Annotated in this window: 19 protein-coding genes; 12 read left to right on the top strand and 7 right to left on the bottom strand. The window is 69.2% G+C overall.

Translation table 11 applies throughout. The annotated features are described in order from the left end of the window. Nucleotides 1–39: 39 nt before the first annotated feature. Nucleotides 40–876 carry a hypothetical protein gene (locus tag ABZZ74_RS11400; protein WP_356763514.1) on the top strand — a complete coding sequence of 279 codons (837 nt, stop codon included), beginning with the start codon at nucleotides 40–42 and terminating at the stop codon, nucleotides 874–876. On the opposite strand, the gene ABZZ74_RS11395 is transcribed toward ABZZ74_RS11400, so the two are convergent. After that, entirely contained in the window at nucleotides 848–1663 is an 816-nt protein-coding gene (locus ABZZ74_RS11395) for a serine hydrolase domain-containing protein (protein WP_356763512.1), read from the bottom strand. The genes ABZZ74_RS11400 and ABZZ74_RS11395 overlap by 29 nt on opposite strands. Nucleotides 1664–1777: 114 nt before the next feature. Between ABZZ74_RS11395 and ABZZ74_RS11390 the strand changes: the two genes are divergently transcribed. Both ABZZ74_RS11390 and ABZZ74_RS11385 read left to right on the top strand, forming a co-directional pair. Further along, nucleotides 1778–2248 (top strand): MerR family transcriptional regulator, encoded by a 471-nt coding sequence (locus ABZZ74_RS11390; RefSeq protein ID WP_356763510.1) that lies wholly within the window; start codon nucleotides 1778–1780, stop codon nucleotides 2246–2248. Then, a complete protein-coding gene (locus tag ABZZ74_RS11385; RefSeq protein WP_356763508.1) occupies nucleotides 2245–3261 on the top strand; it encodes an aldo/keto reductase in 1017 nt (338 codons plus the stop codon). Before ABZZ74_RS11390 ends, ABZZ74_RS11385 begins: the two co-directional genes overlap by 4 nt. A gap of 1 nt (nucleotide 3262) precedes the next feature. On the opposite strand, the gene ABZZ74_RS11380 is transcribed toward ABZZ74_RS11385, so the two are convergent. The 3 genes from ABZZ74_RS11380 to ABZZ74_RS11370 form a co-directional block, all read right to left on the bottom strand. Then, nucleotides 3263–4114: a DUF4429 domain-containing protein gene (locus tag ABZZ74_RS11380; protein ID WP_356763734.1), complete on the bottom strand. Its 852-nt coding sequence runs from the start codon at nucleotides 4112–4114 to the stop codon at nucleotides 3263–3265. Nucleotides 4115–4171: 57 nt separating this feature from the next. After that, nucleotides 4172–5389, bottom strand: coding sequence for an alpha/beta hydrolase (locus ABZZ74_RS11375; protein WP_356763506.1), 1218 nt, complete (start codon nucleotides 5387–5389; stop codon nucleotides 4172–4174). Nucleotides 5390–5480: 91 nt separating this feature from the next. Continuing rightward, on the bottom strand, nucleotides 5481–6107 hold the full coding sequence (locus ABZZ74_RS11370) for a TetR family transcriptional regulator (protein WP_356763504.1): 627 nt from the start codon (nucleotides 6105–6107) through the stop codon (nucleotides 5481–5483). A gap of 66 nt (nucleotides 6108–6173) precedes the next feature. Between ABZZ74_RS11370 and ABZZ74_RS11365 the strand changes: the two genes are divergently transcribed. Both ABZZ74_RS11365 and ABZZ74_RS11360 read left to right on the top strand, forming a co-directional pair. After that, nucleotides 6174–7793: an MFS transporter gene (locus ABZZ74_RS11365; protein ID WP_356763502.1), complete on the top strand. Its 1620-nt coding sequence runs from the start codon at nucleotides 6174–6176 to the stop codon at nucleotides 7791–7793. A 223-nt stretch (nucleotides 7794–8016) separates the two neighbouring features. Then, nucleotides 8017–8325 carry a small hydrophobic protein gene (locus ABZZ74_RS11360; RefSeq protein WP_133041252.1) on the top strand — a complete coding sequence of 103 codons (309 nt, stop codon included), beginning with the start codon at nucleotides 8017–8019 and terminating at the stop codon, nucleotides 8323–8325. 83 nt (nucleotides 8326–8408) lie between these two features. Here the strand turns inward: ABZZ74_RS11360 and ABZZ74_RS11355 are convergent, their stop codons facing one another. Then, nucleotides 8409–9146, bottom strand: a complete 738-nt coding sequence (locus tag ABZZ74_RS11355) for a potassium channel family protein (RefSeq protein WP_356763500.1) — start codon at nucleotides 9144–9146, stop codon at nucleotides 8409–8411. A gap of 81 nt (nucleotides 9147–9227) precedes the next feature. Next, nucleotides 9228–11975 (bottom strand): pyruvate dehydrogenase (acetyl-transferring), homodimeric type, encoded by a 2748-nt coding sequence (aceE, locus tag ABZZ74_RS11350; RefSeq protein ID WP_356763498.1) that lies wholly within the window; start codon nucleotides 11973–11975, stop codon nucleotides 9228–9230. Nucleotides 11976–12347: 372 nt separating this feature from the next. On the opposite strand from aceE, the gene ABZZ74_RS11345 reads away from it, so the two are divergent. The 6 genes from ABZZ74_RS11345 (at nucleotide 12348) to ABZZ74_RS11320 (ending at nucleotide 16786) form a co-directional block, all read left to right on the top strand. After that, on the top strand, nucleotides 12348–12779 hold the full coding sequence (locus tag ABZZ74_RS11345; RefSeq protein ID WP_133041255.1) for a DUF3052 domain-containing protein: 432 nt from the start codon (nucleotides 12348–12350) through the stop codon (nucleotides 12777–12779). Nucleotides 12780–12888: 109 nt separating this feature from the next. After that, a complete protein-coding gene (locus tag ABZZ74_RS11340) occupies nucleotides 12889–13347 on the top strand; it encodes a peroxiredoxin (protein ID WP_208779636.1) in 459 nt (152 codons plus the stop codon). Nucleotides 13348–13459: 112 nt separating this feature from the next. Next, nucleotides 13460–14035: a TerD family protein gene (locus ABZZ74_RS11335; RefSeq protein WP_133041257.1), complete on the top strand. Its 576-nt coding sequence runs from the start codon at nucleotides 13460–13462 to the stop codon at nucleotides 14033–14035. A 98-nt stretch (nucleotides 14036–14133) separates the two neighbouring features. After that, nucleotides 14134–14709, top strand: a complete 576-nt coding sequence (locus tag ABZZ74_RS11330; protein WP_356763495.1) for a TerD family protein — start codon at nucleotides 14134–14136, stop codon at nucleotides 14707–14709. A gap of 49 nt (nucleotides 14710–14758) precedes the next feature. Further along, on the top strand, nucleotides 14759–15907 hold the full coding sequence (locus tag ABZZ74_RS11325) for a DUF475 domain-containing protein (RefSeq protein WP_356763493.1): 1149 nt from the start codon (nucleotides 14759–14761) through the stop codon (nucleotides 15905–15907). Between the two features lie 147 nt (nucleotides 15908–16054). Next, nucleotides 16055–16786, top strand: a complete 732-nt coding sequence (locus ABZZ74_RS11320) for a Tellurium resistance (RefSeq protein ID WP_356763491.1) — start codon at nucleotides 16055–16057, stop codon at nucleotides 16784–16786. A 13-nt stretch (nucleotides 16787–16799) separates the two neighbouring features. Here ABZZ74_RS11320 and ABZZ74_RS11315 read toward each other — a convergent pair whose 3' ends face one another. Next, nucleotides 16800–17600 (bottom strand): TerD family protein, encoded by an 801-nt coding sequence (locus ABZZ74_RS11315; protein ID WP_356763732.1) that lies wholly within the window; start codon nucleotides 17598–17600, stop codon nucleotides 16800–16802. A 186-nt stretch (nucleotides 17601–17786) separates the two neighbouring features. Here ABZZ74_RS11315 and ABZZ74_RS11310 point away from each other — a divergent pair, with 186 nt between their 5' ends. Then, the gene (locus ABZZ74_RS11310; RefSeq protein WP_356763489.1) at nucleotides 17787–18953 is read left to right on the top strand and encodes an HpcH/HpaI aldolase/citrate lyase family protein; all 1167 of its coding nucleotides are present in this window, start codon (nucleotides 17787–17789) and stop codon (nucleotides 18951–18953) included. The last annotated feature ends 5 nt before the right edge of the window (nucleotides 18954–18958 follow it).

The raw sequence follows: 18958 nt of genomic DNA, 5'->3' as shown, positions 1-18958 counted from the left end.
TCCCTTGCACCGCAAGGCGCCTGACCTATCATCGGCGCCATGTCCGAGGGGGATGCACCGCAGGTCGAGGCCGATGCGAGCCGCCACTCCGAGCCGGTCCCTCTGACGAGGGGGCAGCGACAGGCGGCGGGAGGTGTGGGCGGAGCGCTGGCCGCCGCCGGGGTCGCCGCGGTGTTCACGGGCGGCAACCAGGCCGGGAGCGTGGCCATGCTGGCCGCCGGCGCGCTGTTCCTGCTGGTCGCGGTCAGCGGGATGCCGATCGTCGGGGCGAAACTGCGGGACTTCGAACTGCACCTGGCGGTGCGCCGCAACGAGGCGGTCAACCGGACGGCGGCACGGCTGCCCGAGGGGGAGGCCCAGCGGCTGCGGGAGATCATCGAGTCGGCCTACGGCGCCTCGGACGAGCCGCTGCTGGAACTGATCGAGATGCTGCTGCTCGACACGCGCGTCAGGGACGGGCTGGCCGGCGACCTGCAACCGGGCGAACTGGTCGAACCGCATCCCGAGGCGGGGATCGGCGAACCACTGGTCGTCCATGTCTCGGCGGACCGGGACGTGCGCATCGGCGTCTTCTCGATGTACGCGCGCACCTGCCCCAGGGAGTACCCGGCCGCGTTCGTGACCGAGTTCCTGGAACGGCTCACCGCCACCGGCTGCGACGCCGTCGTCTTCGTCACGGCCGTGCGCGACAACGGGGCCTTCGGGGCGCTCGCGGACCGGATCCGCTCGCTGGGCGTGCCCGTGTCCGTCGAGGACTGGCGTCCCCTCGGCGAGCCCCGCCCGCTGCGACCCGCGATCGAGCGGCTTACTTCGGAGGTGCTCGCCCGGAGGCCCGCCGGGACCGGCGTCACACCTCCGCGAGCACCGCGTCCGTGAAGGGGGGCCACGCCTCGATCGCCCACGGGCCGAACGCGCGATCCGTCAGAGCGGCGCACGCGACCCCCGCGTCGGGGTCGATCCACAGGAACGTGCCGGACTGGCCGAAGTGGCCGAAGGTGCGCGGGGAGGACGAGGAGCCCGTCCAGTGCGGGGACTTGGAGTCGCGGATCTCGAAGCCGAGGCCCCAGTCGTTGGGGTTCTGGTGGCCGTAGCCCGGCAGGACGCCCTTGGTGCCCGGGTACTGGACGGTCATCGCCTCCGCGACCGTGCGGGGGTCGAGGAGGCGTGGGGCCTGGATCTCGGCGGCGAAGCGCAGGAGGTCGGCCACCGTCGAGACGCCGTCCTTCGCCGGGGAGCCCTCAAGCGAGGTGGACGTCATGCCCAGCGGCTCCAGCACCGCCTGCCGCAGGTACTCGGCGAACGGGATGTCCGTGGCCTTGGCGATGTGGTCGCCCAGCTGCTCGAAACCGGCGTTGGAGTACAGCCGCCGCTCGCCGGGCGGGGCCGTCACCCGGTGCTCGTCGAAGGCGAGACCCGAGGTGTGCGCGAGCAGATGACGGACGGTCGAGCCGGTCGGCCCGGCCGGCTCGTCGAACTCGATCGCGCCCTCCTCGTACGCGACGAGCGCGGCGTACGCCGTGAGCGGCTTGGTCACCGAGGCGAGCGGGAAACGCCGGTCGACGGGGCCGTGGGTGCCCAGGACCGTCCCGTCGGCCCGCACCACACCCGCCGCGGCGACGGGAACCGGCCAGTTTTCGATCAGCGCGAGGCTCTGCAAGGACATGCCGACGAGCCTAAGCCGCTTCCCCTTCCTACTTCTCGTGGGGTCAGGCTGGGGGGCTGTTTCTTACCGATTCCGCTTGCTTGGAGTGCACTCCAAGGCCATAGCGTTGAGGCCATGACGGTGATGGAGACCACCCCTACCAGGACCGACAGTTGCGGCGCCCCGCCCCATCCGCACCGGCGCCCGCAAGGCCAGGACAGCTACACCATCAGCGAGGTCGTCGCCTTCACCGGGCTGACCGCGCACACCCTGCGCTGGTACGAGCGCATCGGCCTGATGCCGCACGTCGACCGTTCCCACACCGGCCAGCGCCGGTACAGCAACCGCGACCTCGACTGGCTCGACCTCGTGGGCAAGCTCCGGCTCACCGGAATGCCGGTGGCCGACATGGTCCGCTACGCGGAACTCGTGCGCGAGGGCGACCACACCTACGGCGAGCGGTTCGAGCTGCTGGAGGCGACCCGGCGCGACGTACTGGCCCGGATCGCGGAGCTGCAGGACACGCTCGCGGTGCTGGACCGGAAGATCAGCTTCTACGCGGACGCGGAGCGCGCCCGTGCCTACGAGGGGGAGAAGGTTCGATGACCGACGGCAGGATCCCGACCGCACCTCTGGGCGGGAGCGGCATCGAGGTGGGCGTCCAGGGCCTCGGCTGCATGGGCATGAGCTTCGCCTACGGTCCCTCCGACGCGAAGGACTCGCGCGCCACCCTGGAGCGGGCCCTGGAGCTGGGCGTCACGCTCTTCGACACGGCGGACGCCTACGGCCAGGGCGAGAACGAGAGGTTCCTCTCGCCGTTCTTCAAGGCGAACCGTGAGCAGGTCGTCATCGCGACCAAGTTCGCCCTGTCGATCCCGCCGGACGACCCCACCCGGCGGATCATCCGCAACGACCCGCCGTACATCCGCCAGGCCGTCGAGGCGAGCCTGAAGCGTCTGGACGTCGACGTCATCGACCTCTACTACATGCACCGGCGCGATGTGAACGTGCCGATCGAGGAGAGCGTCGGCACCATGGCGGAGCTGGTGCGCGAGGGCAAGGTGAAGCACCTGGGACTCAGCGAGGTCACCGCCCAGGAGCTGCGCACCGCCCACGCCGTGCACCCGATCGCCGCCGTGCAGTCGGAGTGGTCCCTGTTCAGCCGGGACATCGAGGCACAGGTGGTGCCCACCGCCCGTGACCTGGGCGTGGCCCTGGTGCCGTACTCCCCGCTCGGCCGCGGCTTCCTCACCGGGGCCTTCACCAACCCCGACACGCAGTTGACCGCCGACGACTTCCGTCGTCAGCAGCCCCGGTTCACCGGTGAGAACGCGGCCGCCAACGCCGCTCTGCTGGAGCCGATCCGCACGGTGGCCGAGGCCCACGGCGTGTCGCTCGGGCAGGTGGCGCTCGCCTGGGTCCAGCAGCAGGCGGCGGTGCACGGCCTCCCCGTCATCCCCATCCCGGGCACCCGCAAGCCGGGCCGCGTGGAGGAGAACGCGCGAGCGGCGACCATCGCACTGACCGAGGACGAGCTGTCCCTGCTGGAGCCGATAGCGGCGAAGGTGGCGGGCGACCGGTACGCGGACATGACGTTCACCTCCGCCGGCCGGGAGTAGCTCAGAGCTCCGCCAGCAGTTCGGCCTTCTTCGTGGAGAACTCCGCGTCCGTCACCAGGCCCGCCTGATGCAGCTCGCCCAGGTGACGGATGCGCTCCGCGATGTCGGCGGGGTCCCGGCGGGCCGGCACCGACGGCAGCGGCCCGCAGCTGCGGATCGCCGCCAGGACGGCCGCAGCGAACGGCAGCGACTCGTGCACCGGTCCGTATCCCAGGCCGAACACCACGGCCGCCGGATCCTGGTCGGGCTGCGCGGGCGCCTCGGCCCCGTCCCGCCGCAGCAACCGGAGATGACCTTCGAAGACCTCGGGGGAGCGCCACTCGACCCCGCTCAGCACGGTGACCGGAAAGCTCTGGTCGCCCGCCTTCCACTTCGCTGAGGACGCGCCCGTCCAGAACCACCGGAAGTTCACGGTCCTGCCGTCGAAGGACGCCTTCGCGTCGTACGCCTTGAACTGCCGCGGCGCCTCGGGAGCGGCCACCAGGAAACGGTCGGCGGGCTCGTCACCGCCGCTCAGCGCGGACTTCAGCTCGTCGGCGTAGTACTCGGCGAGGGTCTCGCGCTCGCTGGGCAGCACCAGCCGGTACGGGTCGCACCCTTCCTTCAGCTGCCCGGCCGCCGCCTCCAGCAGCGGGTCGGCCCCGGCCCGCAGTTCGGCCCGCAGCACCACCGCGCCCCGTCTGCCCGGGGCCAGCGTCACATCCGACACCGCCTCCAGCGGGATCCGCCGTTCCCCCAGCGCCTGGAAGAGCTTCGGTGTTCGCAGGCCCCGCTCGTAACGGATGAGCACGGAGTCGGACTCGAACTCCCAGGCGGCATGAAATCCGGCCAGTACGTCACCCATGCGGCTCATCGTATGCACGAACCGTTCCTTCGTCGCCACCCCGCGCAGACCGCAGTTTCTGCGGTGCTACGCGCGTTGGGCCGCCGCCGCGCCGGACAAACCCGCGCGGCACGCCCCGTCATCGTGCGCACACTGCACCGAGCGGTACGCGCCAACGCCGATCTCCGCGAAGTTCAGCAGGCTGTCCGTGCCGGGCTCGAAATAGCCCGCGTGCCCCTTGGCGCGCTGTGCCGACAGCACCCGCGACCCGAACGCGGACGACACCGGGTCCGCCCCGTGTCCCAGACCGCCGAGCTCCAGGTACGGCACGTCCTGGATCCAGTCCGAGGCGTCCCGCATCGCCCACACCCGGGCGGAGGTGTGCAGATGCGCGGCCTTCTCCACCCGCATCCCGGGGCTTCCGGCCACCGCTATGTCGGCCACCCGGCGCGGCAGCGCGTGCGCGGCGACCCCGCACACCACCGAGCCGTAGCTGTGGCAGAACAGCGACACCGGCGCCCGGCCGGGCAGGGCCCGCAGCAGGGCGTTCAGCCGAAGCGCGCCCTGAGCCGCGCGCACGCCCGTCGCCGACTCGATGCCGAGTCCGGCCGGCGCCGTGTAGTCGGCCCAGGCGATCACGGCCGTACGCGTGCCGGGGCTCGCCGCCTGCTCGGCCGCGTACAGCGACTTGGCCATGCCGACCGGCGCCGAATACGGGCGGTAGGTCTTCTGGAAGGTGAGCAGGTCGGTGTCGACGCCGGGGACGACGACCGACACGCGCTGGGCGCGCTGCAGGTCGCCCATCACCTCGGCGACGCGTCCGGAGGCCTCCGGGTCGAAGGCGAGGATCTGCCGGCCGCGGCTCATCAGCTGCTCGTAGCGGTGCATACGGCGGCCCGCCTCCTGCTGCCCGGCGGGCGTCAGGCGCGGGTCGTGCATGCGCTTCAGCTCCACCTTGCGCTGCCGGCCGAGCGCGAGGTGGTTGGCCTCGTAGCGCAGGGCGACGGGGGCACCGTTCATGTTGCCGACCGCGAGCGGATAGCGGCGGGCGAGGACGGTGCGCTCCTGGGCGGTGAGCGAGGCGAAGAACCGGGACAGCCGCGCGGGGGTCGCGTCGGGGTCCGGCAGCCGGTGGCCGTGCAGGCGTCCGTGCTCCCACGAGGAGAGCGAGGCCTGCAGGGGGGTCGTCACGCCGTGGCTGCGCAGAGCGGTCCATCCGGTGGTCGCCAGCATCACGAAGACGACGGACAGGGCCAGCAGTGCGCGCCAGACGTTCAGTTGCGGGGAGGTGTCGAAGGAAGTCACTGGGAGGACACACTAGGAGAACGAGAGGGTCTCGCGTGAGCCGAGTGACGGGTATCACGTTTCGATAAACGCGCGACCACCTGATCGTGTCTCAGCGTGCCCGCCAGTTCTCGGTGAGTGCCGGGCCCACCTGTTCGAGGTACGACACCGTCAACGCGCGCATCTCCTCCAGGCCGAAGTCCCCGCGCGCCACCCACTGCCGCTCCGTCACCCGCATCACTCCGCCGAACACCGCCACCGCCAGCCGCGGCCGCGGATCGGCGTCCACGTCCACGCCCTCCCGCTCGGCGAGCACCCGCGCGAGAGTCTCCTCGATCTCCTCGTTGCGGCGCAGATGCGCGGCCAGCAGCACCGGCGTCGACTCGACGACCCGGTACAGACGCAGATACAGCTCCACCGGTACGACGGCCTCGATCACCTCGTGCAGGGTCCCCCAGCCCTCCAGCACCGACTGCCGCAGCGCCTCCATCGGCGCCTCGCCGGCCGGCCGCTCGCGGACCGCCTCGACGAACCGCGTCACCACCAGCTCCTGGAGGGCGAGCGCGGCCTCCTCCTTGCCGGCGAAGTAGCGGAAGAAGGTGCGCTGCGAGACGTCGACGGCCTCGGCGATGTCGTCGACGGTGGTGCCCTCGTAGCCGCGGGTCGTGAACAGTTCGACGGCTGCCCTCAGCAGGGCGTCCCGGGTGCGCTGCTTCTTGCGTTCGCGCAGTGTTTCCATGAGTGTCAGTTACCGACTTCTGATTTGATTCGTCAACTGTCAGTGACTGCCATTAGCCTCGAACGCATGACTAGTCAGACCATCGACACGACGGGGTCGGGGGGCGACGCGCCGGAGGTCCCGTCGGACGGGTCGCCGTCCTCGTCCGGACTGCGCGGCCATCCCTGGTTCACTCTCATCACGGTCGCGGTCGGCGTCATGATGGTGGCCCTGGACGGCACCATCGTGGCCATCGCCAACCCGGCCATCCAGAAGGACCTCGGCGCGAGCTTCGCCGACGTCCAGTGGATCACCAACGGCTACTTCCTCGCCCTCGCGGTCTCCCTGATCACCGCGGGCAAGCTCGGTGACCGCTTCGGGCACCGCCAGACCTTCCTGATCGGCGTGACCGGCTTCGCCGCCGCCTCGGGCGCCATCGGCCTGTCGAACAGCATCGCCGCGGTCGTCACCTTCCGGGTGCTGCAGGGCCTGTTCGGCGCGCTGCTGATGCCGGCCGCGCTCGGCCTGCTGCGGGCCACCTTCCCGGCCGAGAAGCTCAACATGGCCATCGGCATCTGGGGCATGGTCATCGGCGCCTCCACCGCCGGCGGCCCGATCCTCGGCGGAGTGCTCGTCGAGCACGTCAACTGGCAGTCGGTGTTCTTCATCAACGTGCCGGTCGGTGCCATCGCCCTGGTGCTGGGCCTGCTGATCCTGCTCGACCACCGCGCGGAGAACGCGCCGCGCTCCTTCGACATCCTCGGCATCGCGCTGCTCTCCGGCGCCATGTTCTGCCTGGTCTGGGCCCTGATCAAGGCGCCGACCTGGGGCTGGGGCGACGGCAAGACATGGACGTTCATAGCCGCCTCCCTTCTCGGCTTCGCCCTCTTCTCCTTCTGGGAGACGAAGGTCAAGGAGCCGCTGATCCCCCTCGGCCTGTTCCGCTCGGTCCCGCTCTCCGCGGGCGTCGTCCTCATGGTCCTGATGGCCATCGCGTTCATGGGCGGCCTGTTCTTCGTGACCTTCTACCTGCAGAACGTGCACGGCATGAAGCCGATCGACGCCGGTCTCCATCTCCTCCCGCTCACCGGGATGATGATCGTCGGCTCGCCGCTCGCGGGCGCGCTGATCACCAAGCTGGGCCCGCGGATCCCGCTGGCCGGCGGCATGGCGGCCACCGCGATCGCCATGTACGGCATGTCGACGCTGAAGGTGGACACCGGCAGCGCCGTGATGTCCCTCTGGTTCGCCCTGCTCGGCCTCGGTCTCGCGCCGGTCATGGTCGGCGCGACGGAGGTCATCGTCGGCAACGCGCCCATGGAGCTGTCGGGTGTCGCCGGTGGTCTGCAGCAGGCCGCGATGCAGATCGGCGGCAGCCTCGGTACGGCGGTGCTGGGTGCCGTCATGGCCTCCAAGGTCGACGGCGACCTCGCGGGCAACTGGAAGGACGCCGATCTTCCGCCGCTCACCCCGGCCCAGCTGGACCAGGCCTCCGAGGCGGTCCAGGTCGGTGTGGCGCCGGTGGCCAAGGGCACGCCGGAGGCGATCGCCGCGAAGATCGCGGACGTCGCGCACGACACCTTCATCTCCGGGATGAGCCTGGCGTCCCTCGTGGCCTGCGGTGTCGCGGTGGTCGCGGTCTTCGTCGCCCTGCTCACCAAGCGGGGTGCCAACGCGGACGCGGGCGCCGGAGTGGGCCACATCTGAGGGGAATTCAAGGAACTTCCCCTATCAGGGTGAAGCGGCTAAAGATCCCTCGCTTCCGCTGTGCGCCGCCTGTCACAGTGGGTCATGCCCTCCGGAGAGGGCGGACCGGTGCTGCGGCGCGCTGCCGGAGGGGGACAGCGCGCCGACAGCCCGATGATTAATCGCCGATCCGGGGGTACTCGCATGCTTGAACCCCGAACAGACCCCGGGGTTCAGGGAGTTGATGATGGCGGGCTTCGGACACGGAACGCGCAGGTACCCCCGGTCACGTAGCCGGACGTGGTCACGGACCGGGCCGGATCGCGCAACGCTCGGAATCATCGGAGTCATCTGTGCGGTCGCTGGGTTCTTCGTGCTGGGGATCATCCTCGGCCCCGTGGCGATCGTCTGTGGTTGGCTCGCCATGGGCCGCAGTTGGGCGGGCAGCCGCTCGCTTCCGGCCCTGGTCGCCTTCGTACTGGGCGCCATTGACACGCTCCTGGCCATCGTGTGGTTGGCAGGGGCGGCCACCCCGGGCAACGGCTTGTTCTGACCCGGGGCAAGGTGAGGGAAGGGCCCCCGGTGGATGGACCGGGGGCCCGCCTCATGCCCAGGGACCCGGGCCCGGTGTTCTTGTCAGGGTCTGCCCGACAGTTCGCGGAGGGCGGCGACCTCGGCTCTGAGGGCTCGGACTTCCTCCGTCAGGGACTCGATGGCCTGGGTCTGGCGTTGTTCTTCCGCGTCGTCCTTCTCGAAGCGGGCCAGGAACCAGGCGGCGATGTTCGCGGTGACCACACCCAGCAGCGCGATGCCGGAGAGCATCAGGCCGACGGCGATCATGCGTCCCAGACCGGTGGTCGGGGCGTGGTCGCCGTACCCCACGGTCGTCATCGTCGTGAACGACCACCACAGCGCGTCACCCAGCGTCCGGATGTTCCCGTCCGGTGAGTCCCGCTCGACCGACAGCACGGCGAGCGAGCCGAACATCAGCAGCCCGACGACCGCCCCGCCGACGTATGTCGTCAGCCTGATCTGGTTGGCCATCCGGGCCCGCCGCCCCACCAGCATCAGCGTCGCGACCATCCGCAGCAGCCGCAGCGGCTGGAGGATCGGCAGCACGACCGCGCACAGGTCTATCCAGTGCCGGCGCACGAACTCCTTGCGGCGCCGGGCAAGGGCCAGCCGCGTCACATAGTCCGCGGCGAAGGCCCCCCACACCACCCACTCGACCACCGTGCACATCTGCGTCAGCGCATGTCCCGCCGAGTGGTCCACGATCGGCACGGCATACGCGACGGCGAACACCACGGCCAGCCCCAGCAGCGGCCGTTGGGTGAGGTGCTCCCAGCGCGCCTGCGCCGTTTCTTGCTCCATGCCCGCATCGTAAGGAAACAGTGAAGGGCGGCGGGACCACGGTCCCGCCGCCCTTCGACTCACCGGCCCCCGGTCACGGCACTACGCGTCGCCGCCCGCCGCCCCGGGATCCGCGGCAGACGCGTCCAGCAGCTGGTACCGGTCGATCGCCTGCTTCAGCACCGACCGGTCCACCTTCCCCTCCCGCGCCAGCTCCGTCAGCACCGCCACCACGATCGACTGCGCGTCGATGTGGAAGAACCGGCGTGCCGCTCCCCGGGTGTCCGCGAAGCCGAACCCGTCGGCCCCCAGCGACTGGTACGTCCCCGGCACCCACCGCGCGATCTGGTCCGGCACCGACCGCATCCAGTCGGACACCGCCACGAACGGCCCCTGCGCCCCCGACAGCTTCTGCGTGACGTACGGCGTCCGCTGCTCCTCCTCGGGGTGCAGCAGGTTGTGCTCCTCCACCGCCACGGCCTCGCGCCGCAGCTCGTTCCAGGAGGTGGCCGACCAGACGTCCGCCTTGACGTTCCACTCCTCGGCGAGGATCCGCTGCGCCTCCACCGCCCACGGGACGGCCACACCGGAGGCGATGACCTGCGCCGGGATCGACCCGGAGGTGCCCTCGGAGAGCCGGTGGATGCCCTTGAGGATGCCCTCGACGTCCACGTCCGCCGGCTCGGCCGGGTGCTGGATGGGCTCGTTGTAGACGGTGAGGTAGTAGAAGACGTCCTCGCCGTGCGGATGCTCCTCCGACCCGCCGTACATCCGCCGCAGACCGTCCTGCACGATGTACGCGATCTCGTACGAGTACGCCGGGTCGTAGGCGACGCACGCCGGGTTCGTCGAGGCGAGCAGCTGCGAGTGGCCGTCCGCGTGCTGCAGACCCTCACCGGTCAGGGTCGTGCGGCCGGCGGTCGCGCCCAGGACGAATCCACGCGCCAACTGGTCGGCCATCTGCCAGAACTGGTCACCCGTGCGCTGGAAACCGAACATCGAGTAGAAGACGTAGACCGGGATCAGCGGCTCGCCGTGCGTCGCGTAGGCCGAGCCCGCCGCGATGAGGGAGGCGGTGCAGCCGGCCTCGGAGATGCCGTCGTGCAGCATCTGGCCCGTCGGCGACTCCTTGTACGCGAGCAGCAGATCGCGGTCCACCGCCTCGTACTGCTGGCCGAGCGGGTTGTAGATCTTCGCGCTCGGGAAGAAGGAGTCCATGCCGAACGTGCGGTACTCGTCCGGCGCGATCAGTACGAAGCGACGCCCGAGCTCCTTGTCCCGCATGAGGTCCTTGAGGAGGCGGACAAAGGCCATGGTCGTCGCGATCGACTGCTGGCCCGAGCCCTTCTTCACGGTCGCGTACGTCTTGTCGTCCGGCAGCGCGAGCGGCTTGGAGCGCACCACACGGGTGGGGACGTAACCACCGCACTGCTTGCGCTGGTCGTGCATGTACTGGATCTCTTCCGAGTTCCGGCCCGGGTGGTAGTACGGCGGCGCGCCGGACTCCAGCTCCTTGTCGGAGATCGGCAGGTGCAGCCGGTCGCGGAAGCGCTTGAGGTCGTCGACCGTCAGCTTCTTCATCTGGTGCGTGGCGTTGCGGCCCTCGAAGTTGGGGCCCAGCGTCCAGCCCTTGATGGTCTTGGCGAGGATGACCGTGGGCTGGCCCTTGTGCTCCGTGGCCGCCTTGAACGCCGCGTAGATCTTGCGGTGGTCGTGACCGCCACGCCCCAGGTGCAGGATCTGGTCGTCGGTCATGTTCTCGACCATCGCGCGCAGCCGCTGGTCGTCACCGAAGAAGTGCTCGCGGATGTACGCGCCGGACTCGGTGGCGTACGTCTGGAACTGGCCGTCCGGCGTGGTGTTCATCTTGTTCACGAGGATGCCGTCGCGGTCCTGGGCCAGCAGCGGGTCCCAGGAGCGGTCCCAGATCAGCTTGATGACGTTCCAGCCGGCGCCCCGGAAGACCGACTCCAGCTCCTGGATGATCTTGCCGTTGCCGCGCACCGGGCCGTCGAGGCGCTGCAGGTTGCAGTTGACGACGAAGGTCAGGTTGTCCAGGCCCTCGCGGGCGGCGATGGACAGCTGGCCCAGCGACTCCGGCTCGTCCATCTCGCCGTCGCCGAGGAACGCCCACACCTGCGACTTCGACGTGTCGGCGATCCCGCGCGCGTGCATGTAGCGGTTCATCCGCGCCTGGTAGATCGCGCCGATCGGGCCGAGGCCCATCGACACCGTCGGGAACTCCCAGAAGTCCGGCATCGAGCGCGGGTGCGGGTAGGAGGACAGGCCGTTGGGGGCCTTGGACTTCTCCTGGCGGAAGCCGTCCAGCTGCTCCTCGCTGAGCCGGTCGAGCAGGTACGCGCGCGCGTAGATGCCGGGGGAGGCGTGGCCCTGGAAGAAGACCTGGTCGCCGCCGAGACCGTCGTCCTTGCCCCGGAAGAAGTGGTTGAAGCCGACGTCGTAGAGGGACGCCGAGGAGGCGAACGTGGCGATGTGGCCGCCGACGCCGATGCCGGGGCGCTGGGCGCGGGAGACCATCACCGCGGCGTTCCAGCGGGTCGCGTTCAGGACCTTCCGCTCGATCTCCTCGTTGCCCGGGAAGAACGGCTCGGCCTTGGTCGGGATCGTGTTCACGTAGTCCGTGCTGCGCATCTCGGGCACGGCCACGCGCTTCTCGCGGGCCCGCTCGATCAGCCGCAGCATCAGGTAGCGGGCCCGCTCACGGCCGCGCTCGTCGACGGCGGCGTCGAGGGAGTCGAGCCACTCCTGGGTCTCCTCGGGATCGAAGTCAGGAACCTGACTCGGAAGGCCGCCAATGATGATCGGGTTGCGATCGGATCCGGAAGCCACGCTGTTCCTTACCTGTCAGAGGGCTGCTGTGGGCCTGAGGGCTGCTTTTGAGCTGCTTTTCGGTGTGCCTGCACCGTTCCCCATCGTGTACCTCGGGAAAGCAAACGTCATCTCTACTGAGAGGTAACCGAGATCCGCAACAGGAGTCCCGGGTTCCTAATGCCGCAAAGCGGGCACAACGGTGTGGTGTAGGTCACTGACGGCGTGGGCGTCGTGGCTGGAGTTGCGGTGACACGGCCAGGAACGTCACCGTTTCGGCGGTCTGAACGGCCGGGTACTTGCGCGATCCGCCCCGCCCGTGTGGACTACGGCCAATGCTTCGCGCACGCGCGTGGCTGAGACATACCCAAAGACAAGATCAGGAGGCAACCCGTGAGCGCGACCGCGGACCACGCGGAGACGAGCCCTGCCGTGAGGCTGGGGTTCCAGCCCGAGCAGGTGGTCCAGGAGATCGGCTACGACGACGACGTAGACCAGGAACTCCGCGAGGCCATTGAGGAAGTCATCGGCAGTGACCTGGTGGACGAGGACTACGACGACGTCGCCGATGCCGTGGTGCTCTGGTTCCGCGACGACGACGGCGACCTGACCGATGCGCTGGTGGACGCCACCACGTACATCGAAGAAGGCGGGTCGATCCTGCTCCTGACGCCGAAGACCGGCCGGGACGGATACGTCGAGCCGAGCGACATCTCCGAAGCCGCGACGACGGCGGGGCTGTCGGCCTCCAAGAGCGTCAGCGTGGGCAAGGACTGGAGCGGCAGCCGGCTGGTGACGCCGAAGGCGGCCAAGTCCAAGAAATAGCCACCCACGGACGGGCCGGGCGTCGTACTCGGCCCGTCCGCCGGCCCCCGGTGATCGCTGCGTAGGGTGGATGCCACCCGAACAGCCCACCGAAAGGGACGGAACCTCGATGGCGATCCAGGTCGGCGACAAAGCCCCCGACTTCGAGCTCAAGGACAACCACGGCGCCACGGTGAAGCTCTCCGACTTCCGTGGCGAGAAGAACGTGGTCCTGCTCTTCTACCCCTTCGCCTTCACCGGTGTGTGCACCGGTGAGCTGTGCGAGGTGCGCGACAACCTGCCGCAGTTCGAGGACCGCGGCACCCAGGTGCTCGCCGTCTCCAACGACTCCATCCACACCCTGCGCGTCTTCGCCGAGCAGGAAGGCCTGGAGTACCCGCTGCTCAGCGACTTCTGGCCGCACGGCGAGGTCAGCCGCGCGTACGGCGTCTTCGCCGAGGACAAGGGCTGCGCGGTGCGCGGCACCTTCGTCATCGACAAGGACGGCGTGGTGCGCTGGACCGTCGTCAACGCCCTCCCCGACGCCCGTGACCTGAACGAGTACGTCAAGGCCCTCGACACCCTGTGATTCTTCGGTGGCAAGCCATGCGTACGACGGGAACCCGTCACTAGGATCGATTCGTTGATCCGATGTCAAACGCACGGCGGGGCTCCCCGCCCTGGAAACCAATGGAGGACTCGTGGGAGTCAGCCTCAGCAAGGGCGGCAACGTATCGCTGACCAAGGAGGCCCCGGGCCTGACCGCGGTGCTCGTCGGTCTGGGCTGGGACGTCCGGACGACGACCGGCACCGACTTCGACCTCGACGCCAGCGCGCTGCTGCTGAACAATGCCGGCAAGGTCGCCAACGACCAGAACTTCGTCTTCTTCAACAACCTCAAGAGCCCCGACGGCTCGGTCGAGCACACCGGTGACAACCTCACCGGTGAGGGCGAGGGCGACGACGAGGTCATCAAGGTCAACCTCGCGGGCGTCCCGGCCGACGTCGACAAGATCGTGTTCCCGGTGTCGATCTACGACGCCGAGAACCGCCAGCAGTCCTTCGGCCAGGTCCGCAACGCGTTCATCCGCGTCGTCAACCAGGCCGGCGGACAGGAGATCGCCCGGTACGACCTGAGTGAGGACGCCTCCACCGAGACGGCCATGGTCTTCGGCGAGCTGTACCGCAACGGCGCGGAGTGGAAGTTCCGTGCCATCGGCCAGGGCTACGCCTCGGGCCTGCGCGGCATCGCCCAGGACTTCGGCGTCAACGTCTGAGAAGCACCTCGCCCGTCCGGCGCCGCGCCGTTTACGCGCGGCGCCGGACGCGCAGGACAAGCAGCAGAGAAGCACCGACTCGGGGAGGGACCAGCATCATGGGCGTCACGCTCGCCAAGGGGGGCAACGTCTCCCTGTCCAAGGCCGCGCCGAACCTCACCCAGGTGATGATCGGGCTGGGCTGGGACGCGCGTTCCACCACCGGCGCCGACTTCGACCTGGACGCCAGCGCGCTGCTGTGCAGCGGGGGTCGGGTGCTGGGCGACGAGTGGTTCGTGTTCTACAACCAGCTCAAGAGCCCGGACGGCTCGGTGGAGCACACCGGCGACAACCTCACCGGTGAGGGCGAGGGCGACGACGAGTCGATCCTGATCGACCTCGCCAAGGTGCCGCCCCAGTGCGACAAGATCGTCTTCCCGGTCTCGATCCACATGGCGGACGAGCGCGGCCAGACCTTCGGCCAGGTCTCCAACGCCTTCATCCGTGTCGTCAACCAGGCCGACGGACAGGAACTTGCCCGCTACGACCTCAGCGAGGACGCCAGCACGGAAACGGCCATGATCTTCGGCGAGGTCTACCGCTACCAGGGCGAGTGGAAGTTCCGTGCGGTCGGTCAGGGGTACGCGTCGGGGCTCCGGGGCATCGCTCTAGACTTCGGAGTCAATGTTTCGTAAAGCCGGGTACGGCGCGGCGAGACCCGTACCACACACGATTGGGTAGCCAGTGCTTCTGAAAACCTTCGGCTGGTCGTTCGCGATTACCGCGCTCGGCCTGGTCGCCGCGGTCTTCTACGGGGGGTGGGAGGCATTCGGCATCGTCGCGATCCTCGCCGTCCTCGAGATCTCCCTGTCGTTCGACAACGCTGTGGTCAACGCCGGGATCCTGAAGAAGATGAACGCCTTCTGGCAGAAGATCTTCCTCACGGTCGGCGTTCTCATCGCCGTGTTCGGCATGCGACTGATCTTCCCCGTCGTCATCGTCGCGGTCACCGCCAAGATGGGTCCCGTCGAGGCCGTCGACCTCGCCCTCAACAACAAGGACCGGTACCAGCAGCTGGTCACCGACGCCCACCCGGCGATCGCCGCGTTCGGTGGCATGTTCCTGCTGATGATCTTCCTGGACTTCATCTTCGAGGACCGGGACATCCAGTGGCTGCGCTGGATCGAGCGCCCGCTGGCGAAGCTCGGCAAGGTCGACATGCTGTCGGTCTGCATCGCCCTGATCGTCCTGCTGATCACCTCCTTCACCTTCGCCACCCACGCCCACCAGCACGGCGGCGGCCACGTCGACAAGGCGCAGACGGTGCTGATCGCCGGCATCGCCGGTTTGATCACGTACATGGTCGTCGGCGGCCTCTCCGGCTTCTTCGAGGACCGCCTGGAGGCCGAGGAGGAACGCGAGCACGAGGAGGAGGAAGAGGCCGAGCGCAGCGGCAGGGAGAAGCCGGCGATCGTCCTGGCCGGCCAGGCCGCCTTCTTCATGTTCCTGTACCTGGAAGTGCTGGACGCGTCCTTCTCCTTCGACGGCGTCATCGGCGCCTTCGCCATCACCAACGACATCGTCCTGATGGCCCTGGGTCTCGGCATCGGCGCGATGTACGTCCGATCGCTCACCGTCTACCTGGTCCGCCAGGGCACCCTCGACGACTACGTCTACCTGGAGCACGGCGCGCACTACGCGATCGGTGCGCTGGCCGTGATCCTCATGGTCACCATCCAGTACCAGATCAACGAGGTCATCACCGGCCTCGTCGGCGTCGTCCTGATCGGCTGGTCCTTCTGGTCCTCCGTGCGCCGCAACCAGAAACTGGCGGAGGCCGAGGGAAAAGGGACGGGCTCGGACGAGAAGGCTGAGGTCTCGGCCCCCATTTAGGGCTCGGTCAGGGTTCGGTTCAGCTCTGGCTCGCTCGCCGGGGTGTGACACACATGCGGGTGAGGGAACGCTCTGAGCGGGGCGGCCGGGCCTCCGGCCGCCCCGCCGGTCGTTCGGGTGACGTGCGGGGCACTAGTGGGGGCGGGAATGGGCTTTCTGGACGGACTGTGGCGCGGCCGTGAGGTCGACTTCGACTCGGGCAGCGCGGCGACGAACGCGATCGAGCTGACCAAACGGCACCACTACGTGTCCCTCACCAAGCAGCAGGCGGCGAGCGGGCATCTGCGGGTCAACCTGAGCTGGCGGATGCGGACGTCCGACATAGGCGGCTCGCAGCGCGAGTCGTTGCTGCGGCACCCGCTCAAGGCGCTGCGCCCCCCGGAGGTCATGGGGCACAGCCAGAGCATGGTCAACGTGGACCTCGACCTGGGATGCCTGTACGAGCTGACCGACGGCTCCAAGGGCGTCGTACAGCCCCTCGGGGCCTACTTCGGGGACGTCAACGCGCCGCCGTACGTCAAGCTCAGCGGCGACGACCGGTTCGGGTCGGGCTCCGGCGAGGACATGTACATCAACCTCGACCACCGGGAGCAGATCAAGCGCCTGCTGGTGTTCGTGTACATCTACGACCAGACCCCGGCGTTCGACCGCACGCACGCCATCGTGACGCTGTACCCGAGCAACGGGCCGCGCATCGAGATCCACCTCGACGAACGGCACCCCCAGGCCCGGTCCTGCGCGGTCGTCATGATCGAGAACGTGAAGAAGGAGCTGGTCGTGCGACGGGAGGTCAAGTTCGTCTACGGCTTCCAGGCGGAGCTGGACCGGCTGTACGGCTGGGGGCTGCAGTGGGGGCGGGGCTACAAGACCAAGGTATAGCGCCCCGCACCCGTCAGGGCCGGATGAACTGCGGCCCCTGCGGGGGCAGCCGGAAGTCCGGGTTCGGGAGTGTCGCCACCGGCGGCGGATAGCCGTAGCCGGACTGGTTGCCCGGGCCCGCCGCCGTCGTCGCCGGGGTGGGCTGCGGGTAGCCGTAGGCGGGCTGGGTCGTGGCGGGCTGCGGGGGGAAGCCGTAGGCCGGCTGGGGCGGGACCCCGGTGGGCTGTTCCGGCGGCAGCGGCTGGGGCTGCGCGGCCGACGGCTCCGGGTCGGACTCGTCGACCGAGATGCCGAAGTCCGTGGCCAGACCCTTGAGGCCGTTGGAGTAGCCCTCGCCCAGCGCCCGGAACTTCCAGCGCTTGTCGCGGCGGTAGAGCTCGCCGCAGATCAGCGCCGTCTCCTTGCCGGTCTGGGGCGTGATGTCGAAATAGGCCAGCGGCTCACTGTCGGCGACCGAGGCGTCGTACAGCAGGATGCGCAGGCCCTGTACGCGGTCGAAGGTGACGTCGTCCGCCGAAGCGACCAGGAGAATCTGGCTGACGTCGGGCTCGACACCGGCCAGATCCGTCTGGATCGTATCGGTGGGACCCTCGGCGGTGCGTTTCTTGCCGAGGAGCCTGACCTTCCCGGAGGGGTGCCGGGGCTGGTTGTAGAAGACGAAGTCCTCGTCGGAGCGCACACGGCCGTCGGGGTTGAGGAGCAGCGCGGAGGCGTCGACCTCCGGGACCCCCTGCCCGGGCGTCCAGCGCAGCACGGCGCGCACCGCCGTGGCCTCGAGCGGGACGTTCGACCCTTTCAGCATCGCGTGCGTCATAGCGGTCATCCTGCCTTCTCGGTCCTGGTCACGACAACGCGGGGGCGGCACCGCACTACGGGTGTGTCCGCGGGCGTTACCGGAAATTCATGCCCGACGGGAACCCCTGACATGGGCCGGTACGTACTATTACCGGCCACCTGTTCTCAGAATCCACAGGCTTACTTTGTGCCACGGGGGAGTTTTATGCGTCATTTCGGGCACATCGCCCCGGAGGTGCGGCGGCGTCTGTTCCACCAGGAGCCGTGCGAGTTCGGCACGGACTCCCCGGCCCGGTTGCTCTCCGCGGCCCTGGGCGCAACGCTCTACAGCCCGGCGACCCGGCCCCGGCTGGCCGACGACATCGTCAAACAGGCCGGGCACGGCGTCGTCTCGATGGTGCTGTGCCTGGAGGACTCGATCGACGACGCGGACGTGCTGGCGGGAGAGGAGAACCTGGTCCGCCAGTTCGCCGACCTGGCCACCAGGGACTCCGGCTGCCTCCCGCTGCTGTTCATCCGGGTCCGCACGGCCGAGCAGATCCCCGACCTCGTGTCGCGACTGGGCGCGAACGTGCGGTTGCTGTCCGGATTCGTGTTCCCGAAGTTCACCGAGGAGCGCGGCATCCCCTTCCTGGAGGCCCTGGCACATGCCGAGAGCGCGAGCGGCCACCGGCTGTTCGGGATGCCCGTGCTGGAGACCCCCGAGCTGATGTACCGGGAGTCGAGGGTGGCAGCCCTCGAGGGCATCGCCCGCACCGTCGACAAGTACCGCGACCGCGTGCTCGCGCTGCGCCTCGGCGTCACCGACTTCTGCGCCTCCTACGGCCTGCGCCGGGCCCCCGACATGACCGCCTACGACGTCCAGATCGTCGCCTCCGTGATCGCCGACGTGGTGAACATGCTGGGCCGGGCCGACGGCACCGGCTTCACGGTGACCGGGCCGGTCTGGGAGTACTTCCGCGTACCGGAGCGCATGTTCAAGCCGCTCCTGCGCACCAGCCCCTTCCTCGAGGGGCAGGCCGTCGAACTGCGCGAGAAACTGATCGAGCACGCCATGGACGGGCTGCTGCGGGAGATCTCCCTGGACCAGGCCAACGGCCTGCTGGGCAAGACCTGCATCCACCCCACCCACGTCCTGCCCGTGCACGCGCTGTCCGTGGTCAGCCACGAGGAGTTCAGCGACGCCGTGGACATCCTGCGGCCCGAGCGGGGCGGCGGGGGCGTGCTCAGATCGGCGTACACGAACAAGATGAACGAGGTGAAGCCGCACCGCGCCTGGGCCGAGCGAACCATGCTCCGGGCCGAGGTCTTCGGCGTCGCGCGCGAGGACGTCAGCTTCGTGGACCTGCTCGCCGCCGGCATCCCCGGCTGAACCTC

Origin of the sequence: Streptomyces sp. NPDC006476 (assembly GCF_040612015.1) — a bacterium.
In the GTDB taxonomy this organism is placed as follows: domain Bacteria; phylum Actinomycetota; class Actinomycetes; order Streptomycetales; family Streptomycetaceae; genus Streptomyces; species Streptomyces griseorubiginosus_B.
The sequence above is the reverse complement of the archived record's forward strand: the minus strand, read 5'-3'. Positions and strand labels throughout refer to the sequence as shown.